The organism is Pseudomonas sp. GM24, from assembly GCF_000282235.1.
In the GTDB taxonomy this organism is placed as follows: Bacteria; Pseudomonadota; Gammaproteobacteria; order Pseudomonadales; family Pseudomonadaceae; genus Aquipseudomonas.
In genome coordinates this window covers 1-20,101 of the sequence record NZ_AKJR01000129.1, presented here as the reverse complement: position 1 = coordinate 20,101, position 20,101 = coordinate 1, and the positions used below count along the sequence as shown (strand labels likewise).

Annotated in this window: 19 protein-coding genes; 13 read left to right on the top strand and 6 right to left on the bottom strand. The window is 58.6% G+C overall.

Annotated elements, in window-relative coordinates; translation table 11 throughout:
• Window positions 1-22 precede the first annotated feature (22 nt).
• A complete protein-coding gene (locus tag PMI23_RS15680) occupies window positions 23-478 on the bottom strand; it encodes a DUF721 domain-containing protein (RefSeq protein WP_007912767.1) in 456 nt (151 codons plus the stop codon).
• A 308-nt stretch (window positions 479-786) separates the two neighbouring features.
• On the opposite strand from PMI23_RS15680, the gene secA reads away from it, so the two are divergent.
• The 4 genes from secA (at window position 787) to PMI23_RS15660 (ending at window position 6,595) form a co-directional block, all read left to right on the top strand.
• Window positions 787-3,522, top strand: a complete 2,736-nt coding sequence (gene secA / locus PMI23_RS15675) for a preprotein translocase subunit SecA (protein WP_007912765.1) — start codon at window positions 787-789, stop codon at window positions 3,520-3,522.
• Between the two features lie 122 nt (window positions 3,523-3,644).
• The gene (gene argJ / locus PMI23_RS15670) at window positions 3,645-4,862 is read left to right on the top strand and encodes a bifunctional glutamate N-acetyltransferase/amino-acid acetyltransferase ArgJ (protein WP_007912763.1); all 1,218 of its coding nucleotides are present in this window, start codon (window positions 3,645-3,647) and stop codon (window positions 4,860-4,862) included.
• A gap of 156 nt (window positions 4,863-5,018) precedes the next feature.
• Window positions 5,019-5,651 carry a glutathione S-transferase family protein gene (locus tag PMI23_RS15665; RefSeq protein WP_007912762.1) on the top strand — a complete coding sequence of 211 codons (633 nt, stop codon included), beginning with the start codon at window positions 5,019-5,021 and terminating at the stop codon, window positions 5,649-5,651.
• Window positions 5,648-6,595: a Nudix family hydrolase gene (locus tag PMI23_RS15660; protein ID WP_007912761.1), complete on the top strand. Its 948-nt coding sequence runs from the start codon at window positions 5,648-5,650 to the stop codon at window positions 6,593-6,595. Before PMI23_RS15665 ends, PMI23_RS15660 begins: the two co-directional genes overlap by 4 nt.
• A gap of 121 nt (window positions 6,596-6,716) precedes the next feature.
• Here the strand turns inward: PMI23_RS15660 and PMI23_RS15655 are convergent, their stop codons facing one another.
• From PMI23_RS15655 to PMI23_RS15645, 3 genes are read right to left on the bottom strand one after another with little or no spacing between them, the layout of a single operon-like run.
• A complete protein-coding gene (locus PMI23_RS15655) occupies window positions 6,717-7,301 on the bottom strand; it encodes a cob(I)yrinic acid a,c-diamide adenosyltransferase (protein WP_007912760.1) in 585 nt (194 codons plus the stop codon).
• 3 nt (window positions 7,302-7,304) lie between these two features.
• Entirely contained in the window at window positions 7,305-9,341 is a 2,037-nt protein-coding gene (locus tag PMI23_RS15650; protein WP_007912759.1) for a sensor histidine kinase, read from the bottom strand.
• A 45-nt stretch (window positions 9,342-9,386) separates the two neighbouring features.
• Window positions 9,387-10,304, bottom strand: coding sequence for a putative 2-dehydropantoate 2-reductase (locus PMI23_RS15645; RefSeq protein ID WP_007912757.1), 918 nt, complete (start codon window positions 10,302-10,304; stop codon window positions 9,387-9,389).
• A 140-nt stretch (window positions 10,305-10,444) separates the two neighbouring features.
• Here PMI23_RS15645 and PMI23_RS15640 point away from each other — a divergent pair, with 140 nt between their 5' ends.
• Both PMI23_RS15640 and PMI23_RS15635 read left to right on the top strand, forming a co-directional pair.
• On the top strand, window positions 10,445-10,930 hold the full coding sequence (locus PMI23_RS15640; protein ID WP_007912755.1) for a YajQ family cyclic di-GMP-binding protein: 486 nt from the start codon (window positions 10,445-10,447) through the stop codon (window positions 10,928-10,930).
• A 139-nt stretch (window positions 10,931-11,069) separates the two neighbouring features.
• A complete protein-coding gene (locus PMI23_RS15635; RefSeq protein ID WP_007912753.1) occupies window positions 11,070-11,912 on the top strand; it encodes a mechanosensitive ion channel family protein in 843 nt (280 codons plus the stop codon).
• Window positions 11,913-12,029: 117 nt separating this feature from the next.
• Here the strand turns inward: PMI23_RS15635 and PMI23_RS15630 are convergent, their stop codons facing one another.
• Window positions 12,030-13,379: an OprD family porin gene (locus tag PMI23_RS15630; protein ID WP_007912751.1), complete on the bottom strand. Its 1,350-nt coding sequence runs from the start codon at window positions 13,377-13,379 to the stop codon at window positions 12,030-12,032.
• An 895-nt stretch (window positions 13,380-14,274) separates the two neighbouring features.
• On the opposite strand from PMI23_RS15630, the gene PMI23_RS15625 reads away from it, so the two are divergent.
• A complete protein-coding gene (locus tag PMI23_RS15625; protein ID WP_007912749.1) occupies window positions 14,275-14,700 on the top strand; it encodes an HIT domain-containing protein in 426 nt (141 codons plus the stop codon).
• 3 nt (window positions 14,701-14,703) lie between these two features.
• Window positions 14,704-14,910: a SlyX family protein gene (locus PMI23_RS15620; RefSeq protein WP_007912748.1), complete on the top strand. Its 207-nt coding sequence runs from the start codon at window positions 14,704-14,706 to the stop codon at window positions 14,908-14,910.
• Window positions 14,911-14,980: 70 nt separating this feature from the next.
• On the opposite strand, the gene PMI23_RS30175 is transcribed toward PMI23_RS15620, so the two are convergent.
• Window positions 14,981-15,583, bottom strand: a complete 603-nt coding sequence (locus PMI23_RS30175) for a cold-shock protein (RefSeq protein WP_007912746.1) — start codon at window positions 15,581-15,583, stop codon at window positions 14,981-14,983.
• 312 nt (window positions 15,584-15,895) lie between these two features.
• Here PMI23_RS30175 and PMI23_RS15610 point away from each other — a divergent pair, with 312 nt between their 5' ends.
• The 5 genes from PMI23_RS15610 (at window position 15,896) to PMI23_RS15590 (ending at window position 19,998) form a co-directional block, all read left to right on the top strand.
• The gene (locus PMI23_RS15610; protein ID WP_007912745.1) at window positions 15,896-16,366 is read left to right on the top strand and encodes a Dps family protein; all 471 of its coding nucleotides are present in this window, start codon (window positions 15,896-15,898) and stop codon (window positions 16,364-16,366) included.
• A gap of 185 nt (window positions 16,367-16,551) precedes the next feature.
• Window positions 16,552-16,890 (top strand): ribbon-helix-helix domain-containing protein, encoded by a 339-nt coding sequence (locus tag PMI23_RS15605; protein WP_007912743.1) that lies wholly within the window; start codon window positions 16,552-16,554, stop codon window positions 16,888-16,890.
• Between the two features lie 132 nt (window positions 16,891-17,022).
• A complete protein-coding gene (locus PMI23_RS15600; RefSeq protein WP_007912741.1) occupies window positions 17,023-17,244 on the top strand; it encodes an FmdB family zinc ribbon protein in 222 nt (73 codons plus the stop codon).
• Window positions 17,245-17,346: 102 nt separating this feature from the next.
• The gene (gene aspS / locus PMI23_RS15595; protein WP_007912740.1) at window positions 17,347-19,122 is read left to right on the top strand and encodes an aspartate--tRNA ligase; all 1,776 of its coding nucleotides are present in this window, start codon (window positions 17,347-17,349) and stop codon (window positions 19,120-19,122) included.
• A gap of 129 nt (window positions 19,123-19,251) precedes the next feature.
• Window positions 19,252-19,998, top strand: a complete 747-nt coding sequence (locus PMI23_RS15590) for a YebC/PmpR family DNA-binding transcriptional regulator (protein WP_007912738.1) — start codon at window positions 19,252-19,254, stop codon at window positions 19,996-19,998.
• The last annotated feature ends 103 nt before the right edge of the window (window positions 19,999-20,101 follow it).

The following is a 20,101-nucleotide window of genomic DNA, read 5'->3' as shown; positions in this document are numbered from 1 at the left end:
CTCCTACAATTATTGATAGCTGTCAGGACTTGTCTTTGGCGTGCGCCGCCAGGCGCTCCAGCGCCGCGCGCAATCCCGGATCAGTGATCCCGTCTGCCGTGGCCTGAATCGTCGCCGCTGCATCCGTGGACAAATCCATCGTGTGCCCGGCTGACCCGCGTTGAACCGTCGGCGGCTGCACCTTGAACAGAATCCGCGTCAAACTGGCAAACTCGTCAAACATCTGCAATTGTCGCTGCAAGCGTTTTTGCTGGTAACGCAGGCGCGTGGCCCAGTGACCATCGGTGACGATCAACAACAAACTGCCCTCACGCCACGACGCTACATGGCAATGTTCGCGGGCGGCGGGCTGCAATTGGCTTTCGAGCAGGCGTTGTAAATGGCCCAGGCGCTGGGCATGGCCGAGGATGGCTTTGAGCGGCTTGGCTTCGCGCAAGAGAACGGCGGGTGCTTTAGCCGTAAGAGGGCGAAATGCCATGATCGAACACCTGAAGTAACAGAATCGCCATGGTAGCAGAAAGGCCAAACTCACTCGCCCATTGCTTTTGCCCCCGCTTTACCCATTAAATCAACAACTAACTTCTGCCTTGTATGACTTGAAGTTGAGCAAAACGCCCCTATTTTAAGTGAGCCCCGTCAAAGCGCAGTGCCAGCATCGTGGAACATCGCCACTTTCCTCACTTCCGTTTCCGGGTAGAATGCTCGTTCGCATGCGGCCATGAGGGCTGCACGGGCGACGCTCACGGGGCCGCCCTCCATCCCTTTAGTGTGGAAGATCCTGCCGATATGTTTGCGCCTTTGTTAAAGAAACTTTTTGGAAGCAAGAACGAGCGTGAAGTCAAACGCATGCTCAAGACGGTGCAGCTCGTCAATGCCTTCGAAGAGCAAATGGTGGCCCTTTCGGACGATCAATTGCGCGCCAAGACCAATGAGTTCAAGGCCCGCATCGCCAAAGGGGAAACCCTCGACAAGCTGCTGCCAGAAGCCTTTGCGGTCGCCCGCGAAGCCGGCAAGCGCATCATGGGTATGCGCCACTTCGACGTGCAGCTCGTCGGTGGCATGACCTTGCACGAAGGCAAGATCGCCGAAATGCGCACCGGTGAGGGTAAAACCCTCGTAGCGACCCTGGGCGTTTACCTCAACGCACTGTCCGGCAAGGGCGTGCACGTTGTGACGGTGAACGACTACCTGGCGCGTCGTGACGCCAACTGGATGCGCCCGCTGTATGAATTCCTCGGCCTGACCGTTGGCGTCGTGACGCCGTTCCAGCCGCCGGAAGAGAAACGTCTGGCGTACGCCGCCGACATCACCTACGGCACCAACAACGAATTCGGTTTCGACTACCTGCGCGACAACATGGCGTTCAGCATGGAAGAAAAATTCCAGCGCGAACTCAACTTTGCCGTGATCGACGAAGTCGACTCCATCCTCATCGACGAAGCGCGTACCCCGCTGATCATCTCCGGTCAGGCCGAGGACAGCTCCAAGCTGTACATGGAGATCAATAAACTGATCCCGCAGCTGGAACTGCACGTTGAAGAAGTCGAAGGCGAAGTCACCAAGGCTGGCCACTACACCGTTGACGAGAAGACCCGTCAGGTCGAACTCAACGAAGCCGGTCACCAGTTCATCGAAGACATGCTCACCCGCGTCGGCCTGCTGGCTGAAGGCGAGAGCCTGTACTCGGCACACAACCTGGGCCTGTTGACCCACGTGTATGCCGGTCTGCGTGCGCACAAGCTGTTCAATCGCAACATCGAATACATCGTGCAGGACGGCCAGGTCGTACTGGTCGACGAACACACCGGCCGTACCATGCCGGGTCGTCGTCTGTCCGAAGGCCTGCATCAGGCCATCGAAGCCAAAGAAGGCCTGAACATCCAGGCCGAGAGCCAGACCCTGGCCTCGACCACGTTCCAGAACTACTTCCGTCTGTACACCAAGCTGTCCGGCATGACCGGTACCGCTGACACCGAAGCGTTCGAATTCCACCAGATCTATGGTCTGGAGGTCATGGTCATTCCGCCGAACAAACCGTTGGCGCGTAAAGACTTCAACGACCTGGTGTTCCTGACCGCCGAAGAGAAATACGCGGCGATCGTTGCGGACATCAAGGAAAGCATGGCGGCCGGTCGTCCGGTGCTGGTGGGTACTGCCACCATCGAAACCTCCGAGCACATGTCCGCTTTGCTCGTGAAAGAAGGCATCGAACACAAGGTTCTGAACGCCAAGTTCCACGAAAAAGAAGCCGAGATCATCGCGCAGGCCGGTCGTCCGGGCGCCCTGACCATCGCCACCAACATGGCCGGTCGTGGTACCGACATCCTCTTGGGCGGTAACTGGGAAGTTGAAGTTGCCTCGCTGGAAAACCCGACCCCTGAGCAGATTGCCCAGATCAAGGCCGACTGGCAGAAGCGTCACCAGCAAGTGCTGGAATCCGGCGGTCTGCAGGTGATTGCCTCCGAGCGTCACGAATCGCGTCGTATCGACAACCAGCTGCGTGGCCGTGCCGGCCGTCAGGGTGACGCCGGTTCCAGCCGCTTCTACCTGTCGCTGGAAGACAGCCTGATGCGCATCTTCGCTTCTGATCGAGTGAAGAACTTCATGAAAGCCCTGGGCATGCAGCCGGGCGAAGCGATCGAGCACCGCATGGTGACCAATGCGATCGAGAAGGCGCAGCGCAAGGTTGAAGGCCGTAACTTCGACATCCGTAAGCAACTGCTCGAGTTCGACGACGTCAACAACGAACAGCGTAAAGTGATCTATCACATGCGTAACACGTTGCTGGCCGCTGACAACATCGGTGAAACCATCGCCGATTTCCGTCAGGACGTGCTCAACGCCACCGTCAGCGCACATATTCCGCCGCAATCGCTGCCTGAGCAGTGGGACGTGGCTGGTCTGGAAGCGTCGATTGCCAGCGATTTCGGCGTGACATTGCCGATTCAGCAATGGCTCGACGAAGACGATCACCTGTACGAAGAAACCCTGCGCGAGAAGCTCATGACCGAGCTGATGGCGGCGTACAACGAGAAAGAAGATCAGGCCGGTGCCGACGCACTGCGCTCGTTCGAGAAACAAATTGTGCTGCGCGTGCTGGACGATCTGTGGAAAGACCACCTGTCGACCATGGATCACCTGCGTCACGGTATCCACTTGCGTGGCTACGCTCAGAAGAACCCGAAGCAGGAATACAAGCGCGAGTCGTTCACGCTGTTCTCCGAGCTGCTCGATTCGATCAAGCGCGATTCGATCCGTGTGCTGTCGCACGTTCAGGTGCGCCGCGAAGATCCGGAAGCCGAAGAGCAACGTCTGCGTCAGGAAGCCGAAGCACTGGCCGCCCGCATGCAGTTCGAACACGCTGAAGCCCCGGGCCTGGAGCAACCGGAAATACTCGGTGAAGAGGTCGATGTGGCCCTCGCCACTGCCCCGGTTCGCAATGAGCAGAAGCTGGGCCGCAACGAACTGTGCTACTGCGGTTCGGGCAAGAAATTCAAGCATTGCCACGGGCAGATCCAGTAAAACCCGTTTCAGTCGCTGAAATACCCGCGCCGCGACCGGCTCCTGCCGTCGCGGCGTTTTGCCATTTAAACCACCGTTGCCGCGCGCGACGGTGCTGACATCATTGAGTAAGGAGCGCATTCATGGCTGTTGGTCTTGGTCCTTTGCCAACGTTGCACCCGGTTGCCGGTTTTGAACTCGGTATCGCCTCGGCCGGCATCAAGCGCCCCGGGCGCAAAGATGTTGTTGTGATGCGCTGCGCCGAAGGTTCGACCGTGGCGGGCGTGTTCACCTTGAACGCCTTTTGCGCAGCGCCGGTGATTCTGGCGAAGAAACGCGTACAGAACGCCGTGCGTTATCTGCTGACCAATACCGGCAATGCCAACGCGGGCACTGGCGAGCCAGGCCTGGCTGCCGCTGAGCGCACCACCGCCAGACTGGCCGAACTGACCGGTGTTGATGCCAGCCAGATTCTGCCGTACTCCACCGGCGTGATCGGCGAGCCACTGCCGGTCGAGAAGATCGAAGGCGCGCTGCAAGCCGCGCTGGACGACCTGTCGGAAAACAACTGGGAAGCCGCTGCTACCGGGATCATGACCACCGACACCCTGCCAAAGGGCGCCAGCCGCCAGTTCGAGCATGACGGCGTCACCATCACCGTCACCGGCATCAGCAAAGGCGCGGGCATGATCCGCCCGAACATGGCGACCATGCTTGGCTACATCGCCACTGACGCCAAAGTCTCCCGCGAAGTCCTGCACAATTTGATGCTCGACGGCGCCAATAAATCGTTCAACCGCATCACCATCGACGGCGACACCTCGACCAACGATTGCTGCATGCTGATCGCCACGGGCAAGGCTGCGCTGCCGGAAATCACCCGCGCCGAAGGCGAGCTGTTCGGCAAACTGAAGCAAGCGGTGTTCGAAGTGTGCATGGACGTGGCCCAGGCCATCGTGCGTGACGGCGAAGGCGCGACCAAGTTCGTGACGGTTGAAGTGAATGGCGGCGGCAATCATCAGGAATGCCTCGACGTCGGCTACACCGTGGCGCACTCGCCGCTGATCAAGACCGCGCTGTTCGCCTCCGACCCGAACTGGGGCCGTATCCTGGCTGCTGTCGGCCGTGCCGGCGTGCCGGATCTGGACGTGAGCAAGATCGACGTGTTCCTTGGCGACGTGTGCATCGCCAGCCGTGGTGCTCGCGCCGCGACCTACACTGAGGCGCAGGGTTCGGCAGTGATGCAGCAGGAAGAGATCACTATCCGTATCGAGTTGGGTCGCGGCGATTGCAGCGAAACCATCTGGACCACCGACCTGTCGCATGAATACGTGAAGATCAACGCCGAATACCGCACGTGATCTAACCTGAGACCGAGTCGCCTGCATCGCCAGCAGGCTGGCTCCCACAGGGATCTGTGTCTTTCACAAATCCCTGTAGGAGTGAGCCTGCTCGCGATGGCGACCTGTCAGGCACCGAAGATCCGGCCTGTCCATCCTGATGAAAGGCACCCAACCATGTCCCTGCACCTGATCATCGGCGACAAACTGCTTTCCTCCTGGTCCCTGCGCGCCGCCCTGGCGCTTGAACTGACCGGCGCACCCTATACCGAAGAACTGATCAAACTCGGCAAGCCCGATACCCGCGAACGGCTGCTCAAGCACTCGCCGACCGCCAAGGTGCCGCTGCTGCAAACCTCGCGCGGTACCGTCGCGGATTCGCTGGCCATCGCCGAATACCTCGCTGAACAGTTCCCGTCCGAGCAACTCTGGCCGAGCGATATCTTCGCCCGTGCTCAGGCCAGATCCGCCTGCGCGCAAATGCACAGCGGTTTCTTCGCCATGCGCAATCACATGCCGTTCAACCTCAACCATGACGCACCGCTGAACCCGGTACCGCCGGAGGTCAAGGCTGATATCGAGCGCATGCTCGCGCTGTGGGCCGAGTGCCGTGCCGCTGCCACCGAGAGCGGCCCCTATCTGTTTGGCCGTGTCAGTCTGGCCGATGCCTTCTTCGCGCCGATTGCCGTGCGTCTGCGCACTTATCAGGTGAAGCTGCCGGCCGCCGACGAAGCCTATGTTGAAACCGTCTACCAATGGCCCGCCTTCAAGGCGTGGCAAAAGGCTGGACTGGAGGAGTTGAATCCGTGAAACGTGTACACGTCGCCGCTGCCGTCATTCGTGACGACAGCGGCAAAATCCTCATCGCCCGCCGCGCCGACACCCAGCATCAGGGTGGTCTGTGGGAGTTTCCCGGCGGTAAGGTCGAGGCCGACGAGTCGGTCGAAAGCGCACTGTCCCGTGAGCTGCACGAAGAGTTGGGCATCGTCGTTGGCGCCGCCCGACCGCTGATCAAAGTGCGTCACGATTATCCCGACAAGCAGGTATTGCTGGATGTCTGGGAAGTGTCGGCCTTCACCGGTGAACCGCACGGTGCCGAAGGCCAGCCATTGGCCTGGGTTACCGCGAAAGAACTGGCGAACTACGAGTTCCCGGCCGCCAACCAGCCCATCGTCGCGGCAGCGCGTCTGCCGGCGGAGTACCTGATCACGCCTGAGGACCTGGAAACCCCGGCGTTGCTGCGCGGTATCCAGAAGGCGATTGCCGGCGGGATCAAGTTGATCCAGCTGCGCGCACCGAACGGCTATGACCCCAAGTACCGTGATCTGGCTGTAGACGCGGCGGGGCTATGTGCCGGTAAGGCGCAGTTGATGATCAAGGGGCCGTTCGAATGGCTCGGCGATTTCCCGTCGGCCGGTTGGCACATCACCTCCGCACAGTTGCGTAAATACGCGGCGGCGGGGCGTCCGTTGCCCGCGGAGCGCTGGTTGGCGGCGTCGTGCCACAGCGCTGAGGAACTGGCGCTGGCCGAGCAGATGGGCGTGGATTTCGTCACGCTGTCGCCGGTACAACCGACCTTGACCCACCCGGATGCGCAGCCGCTGGGTTGGGAACAGGCTCAGGTGTTGATCGAGGGCTTCAGTAAACCGGTATTTTTGTTGGGTGGGGTTGGCCCGGCGGAGCGCGAAAAAGCCTGGGGCGTGGGTGCGCAAGGCGTGGCGGGGATTCGCGCGTTCTGGCCTGACTCTCTGTAAAGGCTAGCGGCCTCATCGCTGGCAAGCCAGCTCCCACAGGTTTTAGTGCCGTTCACAAATGTTGTGTACACCATGAAACCCTGTGGCAGCTGGCTTGCCAGCGATGGCGGCCGATCAAACACTACATCTCTGCGGGTTTTGCCGCCGGCTGCCAAAGAATCTCCGCAATCCCCTGCCGCCGCGCAATCATTCGCGCCGCGACAAACAACAAATCCGACAACCGATTGATGTACGCCAGCCCCACCCCGGCCAACGGCTCCAGCGCATTCAAATGCTGACAGCGCCGCTCGGCACTCCGCGCTAGGCTCCGGCATACATGCGCCTGCGCAATCAACATCGACCCGCCCGGCAGAATGAAATTCTCCAGCGGCCCCAATTCCTCGTTCCACACATCGATCGCGGCTTCCAGTCGTTCGATCTCTGCGGCATTCAACGCCTGATACGCCGGCATCGCCAACTCGCCACCCAGATCAAACAAGCGGTGCTGACAAGGCGCCAACACCTCGATCAGTTCATTCAACCCCGGAAACGTGTTGCGTTCGGCAATCAACCCGGCCAACAACACGCCGACCTGACTGTTCAGCGTATCGACCTCACCAATCGCTTCGATGCGTGGGTGATCCTTGGGCACGCGGCGGCCATCGCCCAGGCCGGTTTCGCCTTTGTCACCGGTGCGTGTGTAGATTTTCGACAGGCGAAAGCCCATGGGTTACCTCGATAATTGATTGGTTTCGGCAGCGATGGACAGCGGTTGCGTCAGCGGCAGGCGCAAGGTGAAACAGGTGCCCTGGCCCGGTGCTGACTGCACCTCCATCTGCCCTTTGTGATTGTTGGTAATAATGAAGTACGACACCGACAAGCCAAGCCCTGTGCCCTGGCCGATTTCCTTGGTGGTGAAGAAGGGCTCGAAGGTGCGCTTGCGCACGTTCTCGCTCATGCCGATGCCATTGTCTTCAACCTGAATCTCGGCCCACGGCGGATTCAGTTTGGTGCGCAGGATGATCCGCCCCGGCTCACTGTCGTCTTCGCGCTGGTGAATCGCCTGCGCGGCGTTTTTCAGCAGATTGAGCAGCACCTGTTCCAGTTCGTTGGCAGTGCCCGGCACCGGACCGAGCGCCGGGTCAAACTGGCGGATGATCGCTTGCCCCTTGAAGTCGAAACCGATGGCCAGATCGAAGTCATTGCCGGCGATCTCCACGGCTTGATCGATCAGCGCCGGCAGATCGCACGGCGCCATTTGCCGGGTGCTGCGCCGGCTGAAGCTGAGCATGTGCGTGACGATTTTCGCCGCACGGGCGCCGGCCTGTTGAATGCCGTCGAGCAGTTGCGGCACTTCCCGGCCCTGCAGGTAGCGGTTCACGGTATCCAGTTCGATGCCCAGTTGCTCGGCGGTTTCGAGGTTCTTCGGCAGATCGGCGGACAGGCGTCGCCGGATGTTCTGCACGTTGTGCAGGATCGCGCCCAGCGGGTTGTTGATTTCGTGGGCCATGCCAGCGGCGAGACCGCCGACCGAGAGCATTTTTTCCGACTGCACCATCATTTCTTCCAGCGACAGACGCTGGGTGATGTCGTCGATACGGATCACCACGCCACGCCCGGCACCGCCCATCAATGGGTAGAAGGTCAGCGCGTAATGCTTCGGTTCGTCGTCCTTGAACCAGGTTACCCGTTCGATTTTCGCCACGGTGTGCTGCTCGACGGTCTGCTTGAGCTGCGGCAGAAACGGCTTGAGCGGTTCGAAGGCGAGGAAGATCGGCTGGTTCAGCGCTTCGTCGAGTCGGGTGCCGGAGAGGGCGCTGGCCTCCTGGTTCCACTGGGTGACGTAAAGCTGCTCGTCGAGGGCGATCAGTGCCGAGGGCATCGAGTCGATGATGCTGTTGAGGTAATTCTGGAAGCCGGTGAGCTTCTTCTCGATCTTGCTGCGCACCTGGACTTCCAGTTCCAGCTTGCGGTTGGTGTGGCGGGTTTCCTCGGCCAGCCCCTGCGCCTGATCATAGGCCGCTTGCGAGTCATCGCGGGCACGTTTGAGTTGCTGTTCGCGGGCTTCGATGCGCGACAGCATGGTATTGAATGCTTCGGCGAGGCTGCCGATTTCGTCATGATTGCCGCGTGAGGCACGCAGAGCGTAGTTCTCCTCGCGGGTGACCTGACGCGACAATTCCTCGAGTTGATGGATCGGCCGGGTGATCAGGCGTTTGATCTGCCGGGCAATCACCAGCCACAGCAACACACTGAAAATCAGAATGCCGAGGCTCGCGGTCAGGGTGCCGGTGTAGAACGCCATCGGCAGTTCGCTGCTGGCGACCAGCAACAGATGGCCCGGCGCGGTGCCGGGGCGGGGCAGGGTGATCAACTGGTTGCTGCGAAATTCAGTCAGTTGCCACGCTTCGATGTGCCGATAGCGCTCCGGCAAGTTGAGTTTATCGCCACGCTGGACTTGCGCCAGGCGTTCGCCCTTGCCGTCATACAGCGCGGCGGCGCGTAGCGGTGAGTAACTGTCGAGTTCTTTGAGCAGGCGCTCGGCGCTTTGCGGTGATTGCAGGGCTTCGCTGACCAGACTCGGGTTGGAAATCAGTCGGCCGATGGTCTGCAAGGCCTGCGGTGCCATGCTTTCCTGGGAGATGTAATAGGCGGCGCTGATAAAGGTCAGGTTGGCGACTAGCAGAACAGTGGTCAACAGCACCAACAGGGCAGCCAGCAGTTTCTGGCCGACCGGCAGGTTTTCGAGACGCTGGCGCAATGGCATCAGGTTTTTCGCAGCAAAGGAACAAGTGGCCAGCGTAGCCGCTGCTCAGTCGCTGGGCAATCCAAGGCTGTGCAGATGAGTGACCAGGCGCTGCTGCAATTGATTGAGGTGCGGCAGGTTCAGTTGATGGCGCGCGGCGACTTTGCAGGCGTGGCCCAACAGATAGCTGATCTCGGTGCGGCGCTGGTTGGCGACGTCCTGATACATCGACGAGTAATTGGCGGCGGTCGCGTGGATGACCCGTTCGACTTCCTGTTGCAGATTGTCGGCGGCGGCCGGCTGGCCGCAACGCTCCAGCAGCTCGGCGAGTTCGCCGCACAGGGTGGCGACTTCGCAGTGATGCTCCTGCAGTCCGCCATTGCGACAGTTGTGCAGCACCGTCAGCGGATTGATCGCGCAGTTGAGCGCCAGTTTGCGCCACAGCCGCGTGAGAATATCGATGCTCCATTCGTGGGGGATTTTCGCGGCCTCCAGATCGTCCAGCCAGATCGGTGCGACCGGATGGCCAGCGTCGCCCAGCCAGGTGAAACCGTGGCCGGCAAACACTACGCGCCAGTCGCCATCGCGAAATGCACCCTCGGTGCTTGAAGCGCTGATGCAGCGTGCCAGTGGCACACGGTTGGCGACGGCGTCCTGACTGCCGAGGCCGTTCTGCAGAAGGATCAGTTCGGCGTCCGCTGTCAGTCGTGGGGCGAGGCGGGCGACGGCGTTTTCTGCGTCGTAGGCTTTGCAGGCCACCAGCAAACGGCTGATCGGCTCGGGACTATCCGGTGTCTCGCCGGGGATCGCGTAGGTGCTGGCCAAGCCATGTTCGACCAGCGTCAACCCGCCCGCTGCTTCATAGCTGCGCAAGCGCTCGGCATCACGCACGATCAATCTGACCGGTAGGCCGGCGCGGGCCAGACGTGTAGCCCACAGCGTGCCGAGGCTGCCGGCGCCCAATACATGCCAGGGGGTGGACATCAGTTTTTTGCTCGATTGCGTACAGGCATGTGCGGCTCGCCGTGTCGGTGGGAAAAGACCCGTTATAATGAGCCCGATTTTAACCGCAAGCCAAGCGCGCTCCATCCACATCGAGCGCGCCTTTTTATTGGAGAGATTACATGCCGTCGTTCGACGTGGTATCCGAACTGGACAAACACGAACTCACCAACGCGGTCGAGAACGCCGTCAAGGAACTTGATCGTCGTTATGACCTGAAAGGCAAAGGCAGCTTTGAGTTCAAGGAAAAGGACCTCACCGTCAGCCTGACCGCCGAAGCCGGGTTCCAGCTGGAAGCGATGATCGAAATCCTCAAGCTGGCGCTGGTCAAGCGCAAGATCGACGTGCAGTGCCTTGAAGTCAAAGACGCCTACGCATCGGGCAAACTGATGAAGCAGGACGCCGTGCTCAAGGAAGGCATCGACAAGGAGCTGGCGAAGAAAATCGTCGGCCACATCAAGGACGCCAAACTCAAAGTGCAGGCTGCCATTCAGGGCGAGCAAGTGCGTGTGACCGGCAAGAAGCGTGATGACCTGCAAGAGGCCATCGCGGCACTGCGGGCCAAGGAATTCGGCATGCCCCTGCAGTTCAACAACTTCCGCGACTAAGCTTCCCGGTCGGGGAACCTCTCGGCGTTTTCAGCGTCCGAGGCCCAAGCAACGGCAGAAACGATTGAGCCCCAACAGGTTCAGTCTTTCTGCCGCTGATTTTTTACAGCCCGGGTAGCCGGAAATCAGGAGATAGAACATGGATTTGAATGCTGAGGTGGACAACCTGGTCAAGGCATCCCAGGCGTGGATCCCGATGATCATGGAATACGGCAGCCGCGTGCTGTTGGCAGTGATTACCCTGGCCATCGGCTGGTGGCTGATCAACAAGGTCACGCAAAAGCTCGGCGGTCTGTTGGCTCTGCGCAACGCTGACTTGGCGCTGCAAGGCTTTATCAGCAGCCTGGCGAACATCATTCTCAAAGTGCTGCTGATTGTCAGCGTCGCTTCGATGATCGGCGTTGAAACCACCTCCTTCGTTGCGGCGATCGGTGCGGCTGGTCTGGCCATCGGTTTGGCGTTGCAGGGCAGCCTGGCGAACTTCGCTGGCGGCGTGCTGATTCTGCTGTTCCGTCCGTTCCGTATCGGTGACTGGATCGAGGCGCAAGGTGTAGCCGGTACGGTCGACAGCATCCAGATTTTCCACACCGTGCTGCGTACTGGCGACAACAAAACCATCATCGTGCCAAACGGCAACCTGTCGAACGGCATCATTACTAACACCAACCGTCAGCCGACTCGCAAAGTCGTATTTGATGTAGGCGTTGATTACGAAGCCGATCTGCAGAAGGCCCGTCAGGTGTTGCTGGATCTGGCCAAGGATGAGCGCGTGTTGCAGGATCCGGCGCCGCAGGCCGTGATTTCGACCTTGGGCGACAGTTCGATCACTGTTTCGCTGCGTGTGTGGGTTAAAACTGCAGATTACTGGGACGTGATGTTCATGTTTAACGAACAGTCGCGCGATCGTTTAAAGACTGCAGGCATTGATATTCCTTTTCCACAACGGGTGATTCGTGTGGTGCAGGAATCGGCAACACAATGATAGGTTGCTAATTAATTGCCTGACTTGTCGGTCAGGCAACTATTGCAAGTGACCGGCAATAAAAAGGCCCATCGCAAGATGGGCCTTTTTTTATGCTTCCAAACTAACCACTGACAATTACAAGATGTTCAGTGGGTATTCGGTGATCAGACGGAACTCTTTGACATCGCCTTCGCCTTGGTCAGCGTTGGCAGTGTGCCAGGCTTGACGAATGCGGAAGGACAGGTCTTTAGCCGGGCCAGACTGAACAACATACTTGGCTTCAAAGTTGGTTTCGTGGTGTTTGCCATCTTCACCGTACAGACCGGTGTAAGGGCTGCCAGCTGGAGTGCTGGTACCGTCGATGTCCCAACCTTTAACGTAACGAACCATGAAGCTCAGGCCTGGAACGCCGTACTCGGCCATTTTCAGGTCGTAGCGAGCTTGAACGGATTTCTCGCCAGGACCGTTGAAGTCAGAGTACTGGATGGAGTTAGCCAGGAAGATCGAGTCGCCACCGCGGTTGTTCTTGCCCACGCCGATGTAGTCGAACGGGGTATCGCCGTTGACCTTCTGGAAGGCCAGGGTGAAGGTGTGTGCTTTCAGGAACGACAGCGCGGTTGCCAGGGAGAAGGCAGTGTTGCTGATGTCACCTGCCAGCTTGTCACCGGTGTCGGTGGTGCGGTAGATGTTGAAGTCAGTGTTCAGCGAAGTGTCACCACTGAATGGGGTGGTGAGGTTCACGTTGGCGTAGTACTGGTTCCAGATATCTTCCAGCTTGGCGCCGTAGAGCGATGCGCTCAGGTTTTCGGTGATGCTGTATTTACCACCGAAGTAGTCGATCGAGTCGGCTTCTACGCCTGCGTAGTTAGCGTACAGACCGCCGTTACGGGCATTTTTGTCCTGGCTGGAAGCCGAGTAGAAATGACCGGCTTCGAGGTCAAGGTCTTTGACTTCGCTGCTCTGCAACTGGAAGCCAGTAGCCGTTTGCGGAAGGATACGGGAGCCGCCGACAGCGAACACTGGAGCAGTGCTTGGCTGCATGTCGCCGAATTTCAGTTCGGTTTTGGAAACGCGGAATTTGACCGACGCGCCTGCTTTGCCCTGGCTGTCGTTAACGTCGCGAGCGCCGTTGTTCGGGTTAACGGTATCGCTGCGGCTCATGTTGCCCGAACCGGAAGTACCGTCGCCGCCGTCCAGTTTCAGTGCCAGGTAACCGTAGGCATCGATACCAACACCGACAGTACCTTGGGTGTAACCGGAGCTGAAGTTACTAAGGAAGCCCTGGGTCCAGTCTTTCTGGTCGCGGCCGCCGTTCTTGTTGTCGCGGTTGAAGTAATAGTTCTTCAACGTCTCGGTGAGTTTCGCGTCTTCAACAAAACCTTTGGCTTCAGACTGGTCACTTACAAACGGTGCGGCCGTAGCCATTTGAGTACTGGCTGCTGCTGCAACTGCCAGTGCGATCATGCTCCACTTCATCACGCGCATCGTGATTTGCTCCTTTGGTTTTAGAAGAGTACTGCCGTCCCACCTGTTTTATTATCTGGGCGGCTCTTTCTTTTTGTGTCGGCGCAAACTTATATCACGCCGACAATGTTGGCGATACTTGCTAATCCAACCTTTCAGCATCTTTACGACGTTGTCGCAAATGGCGTGGTGGATGTCGCAAATTCACAGTACCGACGCAGCCGGACTGACAACTTTCTCGCTGTTTATGGGCCTTTTTGCATCGGTAAAAAAGAGTCCCTGGCAAAACACTTGAATCTCCATCGGGCAACCCTGCCACTGTTCTTATGGGGCTTAAGGCATCCACTTCCAGTGGTGCGCTTATAGTCCATATGGGTACGAATGCAACAAGCGTGCACAAACCGCAATTTTGCTGCGGTTATTTTTCTGAACACCCGCCTGTGTTTGTGAAAACCTTGTGAAAGCGGGGCTTCAAGCCTGATTTTTTCTGTGCTTGACGCCATACCTCCTATGGTGTTGCCACGCCGAGAAACGCGCGTGACAACCAAAAACGTTACCGGTTCACCCCGCCAGTGAGTATTTGGCGGATGCCCGACGCAGTGAGCGTAGACGCACTGTGCAGTTTTGGTGCAAAAAAATTTACAGCTGTTCTGAATTCATACAGCTTGCAGGGGCGATGACGCTGAACGTCTCTGCTGTTTTCGGTCATTTTGTCGGGCTGAGTCTGGATGCTGGTTTCATGCTGGTGCGTTGTGCTCGCAAATGTCACATGTCGGGGCGTTCGCAGGGCGATGGGGTACACCGTCGCCGTGAAGGCAGGCGCATTCGCAGGTATGCTGCCGTCCTGTCGCTTGGTGCGCCGTCCATAAGGATCGCCGCTAAGCTGAATAATGAAGATCAGCCGGGAGTGCGCGCAGTGTTTGCTTTAGATTCACGACTTCAACAGGACACGCTGACCATCGGTGATTTCCCTCTGTGCCGACTGCTGCTGTCCAATGACGCCAACTACCCTTGGTTCATCCTGGTGCCTCGTCGCGACGATATCAGTGAGTTGTTTCAGTTGGATGTCGCCGATCAGCAACAGTTTTGGCTTGAAACCACCGCGCTGGCTGAGCTGCTCAAGGATCTGTTCGATGCCGACAAAATGAACGTCGCCACCCTGGGTAACGTTGTCAGCCAGATGCATATGCATGTGATTGTGCGCAAACGCGATGACGCAGCCTGGCCGGCGCCGGTCTGGGGCAAGCTGCCGGCCAAGCCTTACAATGCCGAGCAAGTAGAGGCCATTCGCGCAAAGTTGCGTCTGGTGTTGACCGAAGACTTTACGTTTCTGGAGGGCTGATTCATGAGCCTGGAAGACCGCGTTACCGATCTGGAAAGCCGTCTGGCATTTCAGGATGACACTATTCAGGCATTGAACGACGTACTGGTCGCTCAGCAGCGCGTGGTCGAGCGCCTGCAATTGCAAATGGCAGCAATGCTCAAGCGTCAGGAAGAGATGGTCGGTCAGTTCGAGTCCTTTGAGGATGAGGCGCCCCCGCCACACTACTGAGGCAGGTACTTTTCATCAGGCGTAAAAAAACCGCGAACAGCAGGCTGCTCGCGGTTTTTTTATGCCTGGATCAGCGTCGCGGCAGTGCGGCGATCACATCCTCGGCTTGCAGGCCTTTGTCGCGGTTCATCACCGAGAACTCCACGCGCTGGCCTTCGACCAGTACGCGATGACCTTCGCCACGGATCGCGCGAAAGTGCACGAAAATATCATCGCCGGAATCCCGGGAGATAAAACCGAAGCCTTTGGAGGTGTTGAACCACTTGACGGTACCGGTATCACGATTGGTCATGTCATAGCTGGTTGGAGCAGCAGCAGGTGAAGAACGATAGAAGCTCACAGCCAGATGCAGGACCACGGCAACCAGCGCGATCACCAGGGTGAACAGTACGGCTGGCTGGCCGGCGATGACGGGCATCGGCGCGATCAGGGTCAGGGTTTGCAGGACGACAGTCAGTACCAGCAGCGCGCTGACCAGGTTTTGCAGATGCTGACGAGGGCCTTTGTTCCAGAAAGGAATCACAGGAGCAATCACCAGGTTCAGCAGGCCGAAAAAGGCCAGGTAAAGTGCATCGGGTTGTTGCAGGTAGGGAACGGCTTCGGATTTCAAGCTGGGTATGAACGACAGCAGCAGTGCCGCTGCGCCCATTAGCAGGTGGACGATTTTCAACATTTTGATTGGCTCACGTTTATGACGGCTCACAAGGAAGAGCTGAAGGCGCACGGTTCGCTTCGGGACAAAATAAGAGGCGGTGGACACGTTCACGGCATCAGCCTATGCGCAACGCCCCGAAAAATGGGGCATGGCGACACACTGTCTATTTAACAGCAAAGCCTGCGGCTACTCAAATCAGCCCGGCCAGCGGCATGGCGTCGGTCGATTTGTCGCAGCGTGTGCATCTGATCGGGGCTGCGGGGTGTCGACAGCCTTGCTAGAGTGGGTCTGCACCTGTTGGATGAATTCAATCGCCGTTAGGGGGTAAACATGGCAATCGATATCGGTATCAGTGAAGAAGACCGCAAGTCCATCGTCGAAGGCTTATCGCGTCTGCTGTCGGACACCTACGTGCTGTATCTGAAAACCCACAACTTCCACTGGAACGTCACCGGTCCGATGTTTCGGACGCTGCACTTGATGTTCGAAGAGCAATACAACGAACTCGCGCTGGCCGTTGATTTGATTGCCGAGCGTATTCGCGCCTTGGGCTTTCCGGCGCCAGGCGCCTACGCCACCTACGCACGCCTTTCTTCTATCAAGGAAGAAGTGGGTGTGCCGAGTGCCGAAGACATGATCAAACAACTGGTCGACGGCCAGGAAGCCGTGACCCGCACGGCGCGTGGCATTTTCCCGCTGCTCGACAAGGTCAGCGATGAGCCGACCGCAGACCTGTTGACCCAGCGCATGCAGGTTCACGAGAAAACCGCGTGGATGCTGCGCGCCTTGCTGGAAGCGTAAATCTGCCGGTGCGCGGGCCAGCAGCAGAAGGCTCGCGCGCTGTCCGCAATCCCACCTGTATCGTTGGCTTTTCCTACGTTGTCGGTCAATAAGTCGTCTGGCTATAACGTTGTGTCTGCGCTTTTATGAAAGCCACAGGATGTGACTTTTCAAACAAGCAGAGATGGCAAAGGAGTGTCACCGATATGGTAGAGGGAGACAGGCGAGGCGACAGGATTGTCGGCTTGCCGCATGAATTGAAAGTCGATCCGTTCGTCCACGAATTCGACATGGCATTGGTTCAGCCATCGTCACGATCCGTGCGTCTGAACGGTTATGCGACCTGCCTGCGGCTGGAGCGGGTCTACTGGAACATCCTTGGCAATATGGCCGCAGACAACTGCTGTTCGATCAGCTCGCTGTTGTCCCACGTCGACCGTGAAGTGCATCTGCGTCATGGCGGGGTGAGAAATTTCAGTGCGCTGGTGCGGGTGGTGTGTGTCATGAACGGCGTCAAGCAAGCTACACCTGTCGAATCGCTCTGAAACGGCAGTTGCAAACGAGGTCGCGGCCTGTGCAGTCTTACGGCTGCACAGGCCGCATTTAATCGATATAATCCCGCTCTTTCGCCGCAAAGCCCTGCGCGCGGTGGCAACCTGATCGCCGAGACACCCCCCATGCCGATGTACGATTATCAATGTGCTTCCTGTGGTCATCAGTTGGAAGCCATTCAAAAGATCAGCGAGGCACCGCTGGTCGACTGCCCTGCCTGTCAGGCGCCAGAGCTCAAGAAGCAACTGTCGATGCCAGGCTTTCGCCTCAGTGGCGGCGGTTGGTACGAAACCGATTTCAAGACCGGCGCCAAGAAGAACCTGGCCGGTGGCGACAAATCTGACTAGGGTTCAACCCCGGGTTGAACGACACGCGTGAGTTTCCGCATTGCTTGAAAAGCAACGGGAGCTCCACCGAATTTTTCGAATTACGAGAAGCGAACCACGACCATGATGCGCAGCCACTATTGCGGCCAACTGAACGAAAGCCTGGAAGGCCAGGAAATTACCCTTTGCGGATGGGTTCACCGTCGTCGCGACCACGGCGGGGTGATTTTCCTCGATATCCGTGATCGTGATGGTCTGGCTCAGGTAGTGTTCGATCCGGATCGCGCCGAGAGCTTCGCCGCTGCCGATCGCGTGCGCAGCGAGTACGTCGTGAAGATCACCGGTAAGGTGCGTCTGCGTCCGGCCGGTGCCACCAACGCCAACATGGCGTCGGGCATGATCGAAGTGCTGGGTTATGAACTGGAAGTGCTGAACGAGTCGGAAACCCCGCCGTTCCCGCTGAACGAGTTCTCCGACGTTGGCGAAGAAACCCGTCTGCGTTATCGCTTCCTCGACCTGCGTCGTCCGGAAATGGCCGAGAAGCTGCGTCTGCGCTCGCGCATGACCACCAGCATCCGTCGCTTCCTCGACGAGAACGGCTTCCTCGACGTTGAAACGCCGATCCTGACCCGCGCTACGCCTGAAGGCGCGCGTGACTATCTGGTGCCTAGCCGTACCCATGCCGGTTCGTTCTTCGCCCTGCCGCAATCGCCACAGCTGTTCAAGCAACTGCTGATGGTCGCTGGCTTCGACCGTTACTACCAGATCGCCAAGTGCTTCCGCGACGAAGACCTGCGTGCCGACCGTCAGCCAGAATTCACCCAGATCGACATCGAGACCAGCTTCCTCGATGAAAAAGAGATCATGGGCCTGACCGAGCAAATGATCCGCAACCTGTTCAAGGAAGTGCTGGGTCTGGAGTTCGGCGAATTCCCGCACATGACCTTCGAAGAAGCCATGCGCCGCTACGGTTCCGACAAGCCAGACCTGCGTAACCCGCTGGAACTGGTCGACGTCGCCGATCAGCTCAAAGAAGTTGATTTCAAAGTGTTCAGCGGCCCGGCCAACGATCCGAAATGCCGTATCGCCGCACTGCGCGTTCCAGGCGGCGCAAGCATGCCACGCAAGCAGATCGACGATTACACCAAGTTCGTCGGCATCTACGGTGCCAAGGGCCTGGCGTACATCAAGGTCAACGAGCGTGCAGCCGGTGTTGAAGGTCTGCAATCGCCGATCGTGAAAAACATCCCGCTGGAAAACCTCAACGCCATCCTCGATCGCGTGGGTGCAGTTGACGGCGACATCGTGTTCTTCGGCGCCGACAAGGCCAAGATCGTCAGCGAAGCCTTGGGCGCACTGCGCATCAAGCTCGGTCACGACCTCAAGCTGCTGACCTGCGAGTGGGCACCAATGTGGGTCGTCGACTTCCCGATGTTCGAAGAAAACGACGACGGCAGCTTCTCCGCGCTGCACCACCCGTTCACCGCGCCGAAGTGCTCCCCGCAAGAACTGGAAGCCAACCCGGCTGGCGCTCTGTCCCGCGCGTACGACATGGTGCTGAACGGCACCGAGCTGGGTGGCGGTTCGATCCGTATCCACCGCAAGGAAATGCAGCAAGCGGTATTCCGCCTGTTGGGCATCAACGAAGCGGAACAGGAAGAGAAATTCGGCTTCCTGCTCGACGCGCTGAAATACGGTGCGCCGCCGCACGGTGGTCTGGCCTTCGGTCTGGACCGTCTGGTGATGCTGATGACCGGCGCCCAGTCGATCCGTGAAGTGATCGCATTCCCGAAAACCCAGAGTGCTGCCGACGTGATGACGCAAGCGCCGGGTGTCGTGGATGCCAAGGCACTGCGCGAGCTGCACATTCGTTTGCGCGAAACGCCAAAGGCTGAGTAAGACGGGCCTGAAGGCGCATCTTCGGATGCGCCTTTTTTCTTTCTATAGAGAGCAGGTCGAGATTTTTTTGTTTGCTGGCCGCTGCATGAGCAGGGCGGGCAACGTTTCAAAGAGAATTCGGAGCGAGTTATGGCAGGTCATTCCAAGTGGGCGAACATCAAGCACCGCAAAGAACGTCAGGATGCCAAGAGAGGCAAGATCTTCACCAAGTGGATCCGCGAACTGACCGTTGCGGCCCGTCAGGGTGGCGGTGATCCCGGATCCAACCCGCGTCTGCGTCTGGCCCTGGACAAGGCACTGAGCGCGAACATGAGCCGTGACATCATCGATCGCGCCGTGGCGCGCGGCGCCGGTGCCACCGAAGCGGACAACGTTGAAGAGCTGACCTACGAAGGTTACGGCCCGGGCGGCGTCGCGGTGATGGTCGAATGCATGACCGACAACCGCAACCGTACTGCGGCAGCCGTTCGTCATGCTTTCAGCAAGTGCGGTGGCAACCTCGGCACCGACGGTTCGGTGGCGTACCTGTTCGAACGCAAAGGCCAGATCAGCTTCGCGCCGGGCGTCGATGAAGATGCGCTGACCGAAGCGGCGCTGGAAGCCGATGCCGATGACGTGGTCAGCCATGAAGACGGTTCGATTGACGTGTTTACCTCGTTCACCAGTTTCTACGCGGTGCGTAACGCGCTGGAAGCCGCCGGGTTCAAGGGGGATGACGCGGAAATCGTCATGCAGCCGACCACCAGCGCCGAGCTGGATCTGGAAGGTGCGGAGAAGGTACTCAAGCTGATCGACATGCTCGAGGACCTGGATGACGTGCAGAACGTTTACTCCAACGCGGACATTCCGGAAGACGTGGCCGCTCAGCTCGGTTGATGCAAATAGAAAGGTCGCGGTTTTTGCTGGCTCTACACTTCACCTGTAGGAGCTGCCGAAGGCTGCGATCTTTCTGTTTTTGAAAGATCAAAAGATCGCAGCT

Coding starts and splice junctions, on each gene's coding strand:
- PMI23_RS15680 (WP_007912767.1), bottom strand. CDS start 478: ATGGCATTTCGCCCTCTTACGGCTAAAGCACCCGCCGTTCTCTTGCGC.
- secA (WP_007912765.1), top strand. CDS start 787: ATGTTTGCGCCTTTGTTAAAGAAACTTTTTGGAAGCAAGAACGAGCGT.
- argJ (WP_007912763.1), top strand. CDS start 3,645: ATGGCTGTTGGTCTTGGTCCTTTGCCAACGTTGCACCCGGTTGCCGGT.
- PMI23_RS15665 (WP_007912762.1), top strand. CDS start 5,019: ATGTCCCTGCACCTGATCATCGGCGACAAACTGCTTTCCTCCTGGTCC.
- PMI23_RS15655 (WP_007912760.1), bottom strand. CDS start 7,301: ATGGGCTTTCGCCTGTCGAAAATCTACACACGCACCGGTGACAAAGGC.
- PMI23_RS15650 (WP_007912759.1), bottom strand. CDS start 9,341: ATGCCATTGCGCCAGCGTCTCGAAAACCTGCCGGTCGGCCAGAAACTG.
- PMI23_RS15645 (WP_007912757.1), bottom strand. CDS start 10,304: ATGTCCACCCCCTGGCATGTATTGGGCGCCGGCAGCCTCGGCACGCTG.
- PMI23_RS15640 (WP_007912755.1), top strand. CDS start 10,445: ATGCCGTCGTTCGACGTGGTATCCGAACTGGACAAACACGAACTCACC.
- PMI23_RS15635 (WP_007912753.1), top strand. CDS start 11,070: ATGGATTTGAATGCTGAGGTGGACAACCTGGTCAAGGCATCCCAGGCG.
- PMI23_RS15630 (WP_007912751.1), bottom strand. CDS start 13,379: ATGCGCGTGATGAAGTGGAGCATGATCGCACTGGCAGTTGCAGCAGCA.
- PMI23_RS15620 (WP_007912748.1), top strand. CDS start 14,704: ATGAGCCTGGAAGACCGCGTTACCGATCTGGAAAGCCGTCTGGCATTT.
- PMI23_RS30175 (WP_007912746.1), bottom strand. CDS start 15,583: ATGTTGAAAATCGTCCACCTGCTAATGGGCGCAGCGGCACTGCTGCTG.
- PMI23_RS15610 (WP_007912745.1), top strand. CDS start 15,896: ATGGCAATCGATATCGGTATCAGTGAAGAAGACCGCAAGTCCATCGTC.
- PMI23_RS15605 (WP_007912743.1), top strand. CDS start 16,552: ATGGTAGAGGGAGACAGGCGAGGCGACAGGATTGTCGGCTTGCCGCAT.
- PMI23_RS15600 (WP_007912741.1), top strand. CDS start 17,023: ATGCCGATGTACGATTATCAATGTGCTTCCTGTGGTCATCAGTTGGAA.
- aspS (WP_007912740.1), top strand. CDS start 17,347: ATGATGCGCAGCCACTATTGCGGCCAACTGAACGAAAGCCTGGAAGGC.
- PMI23_RS15590 (WP_007912738.1), top strand. CDS start 19,252: ATGGCAGGTCATTCCAAGTGGGCGAACATCAAGCACCGCAAAGAACGT.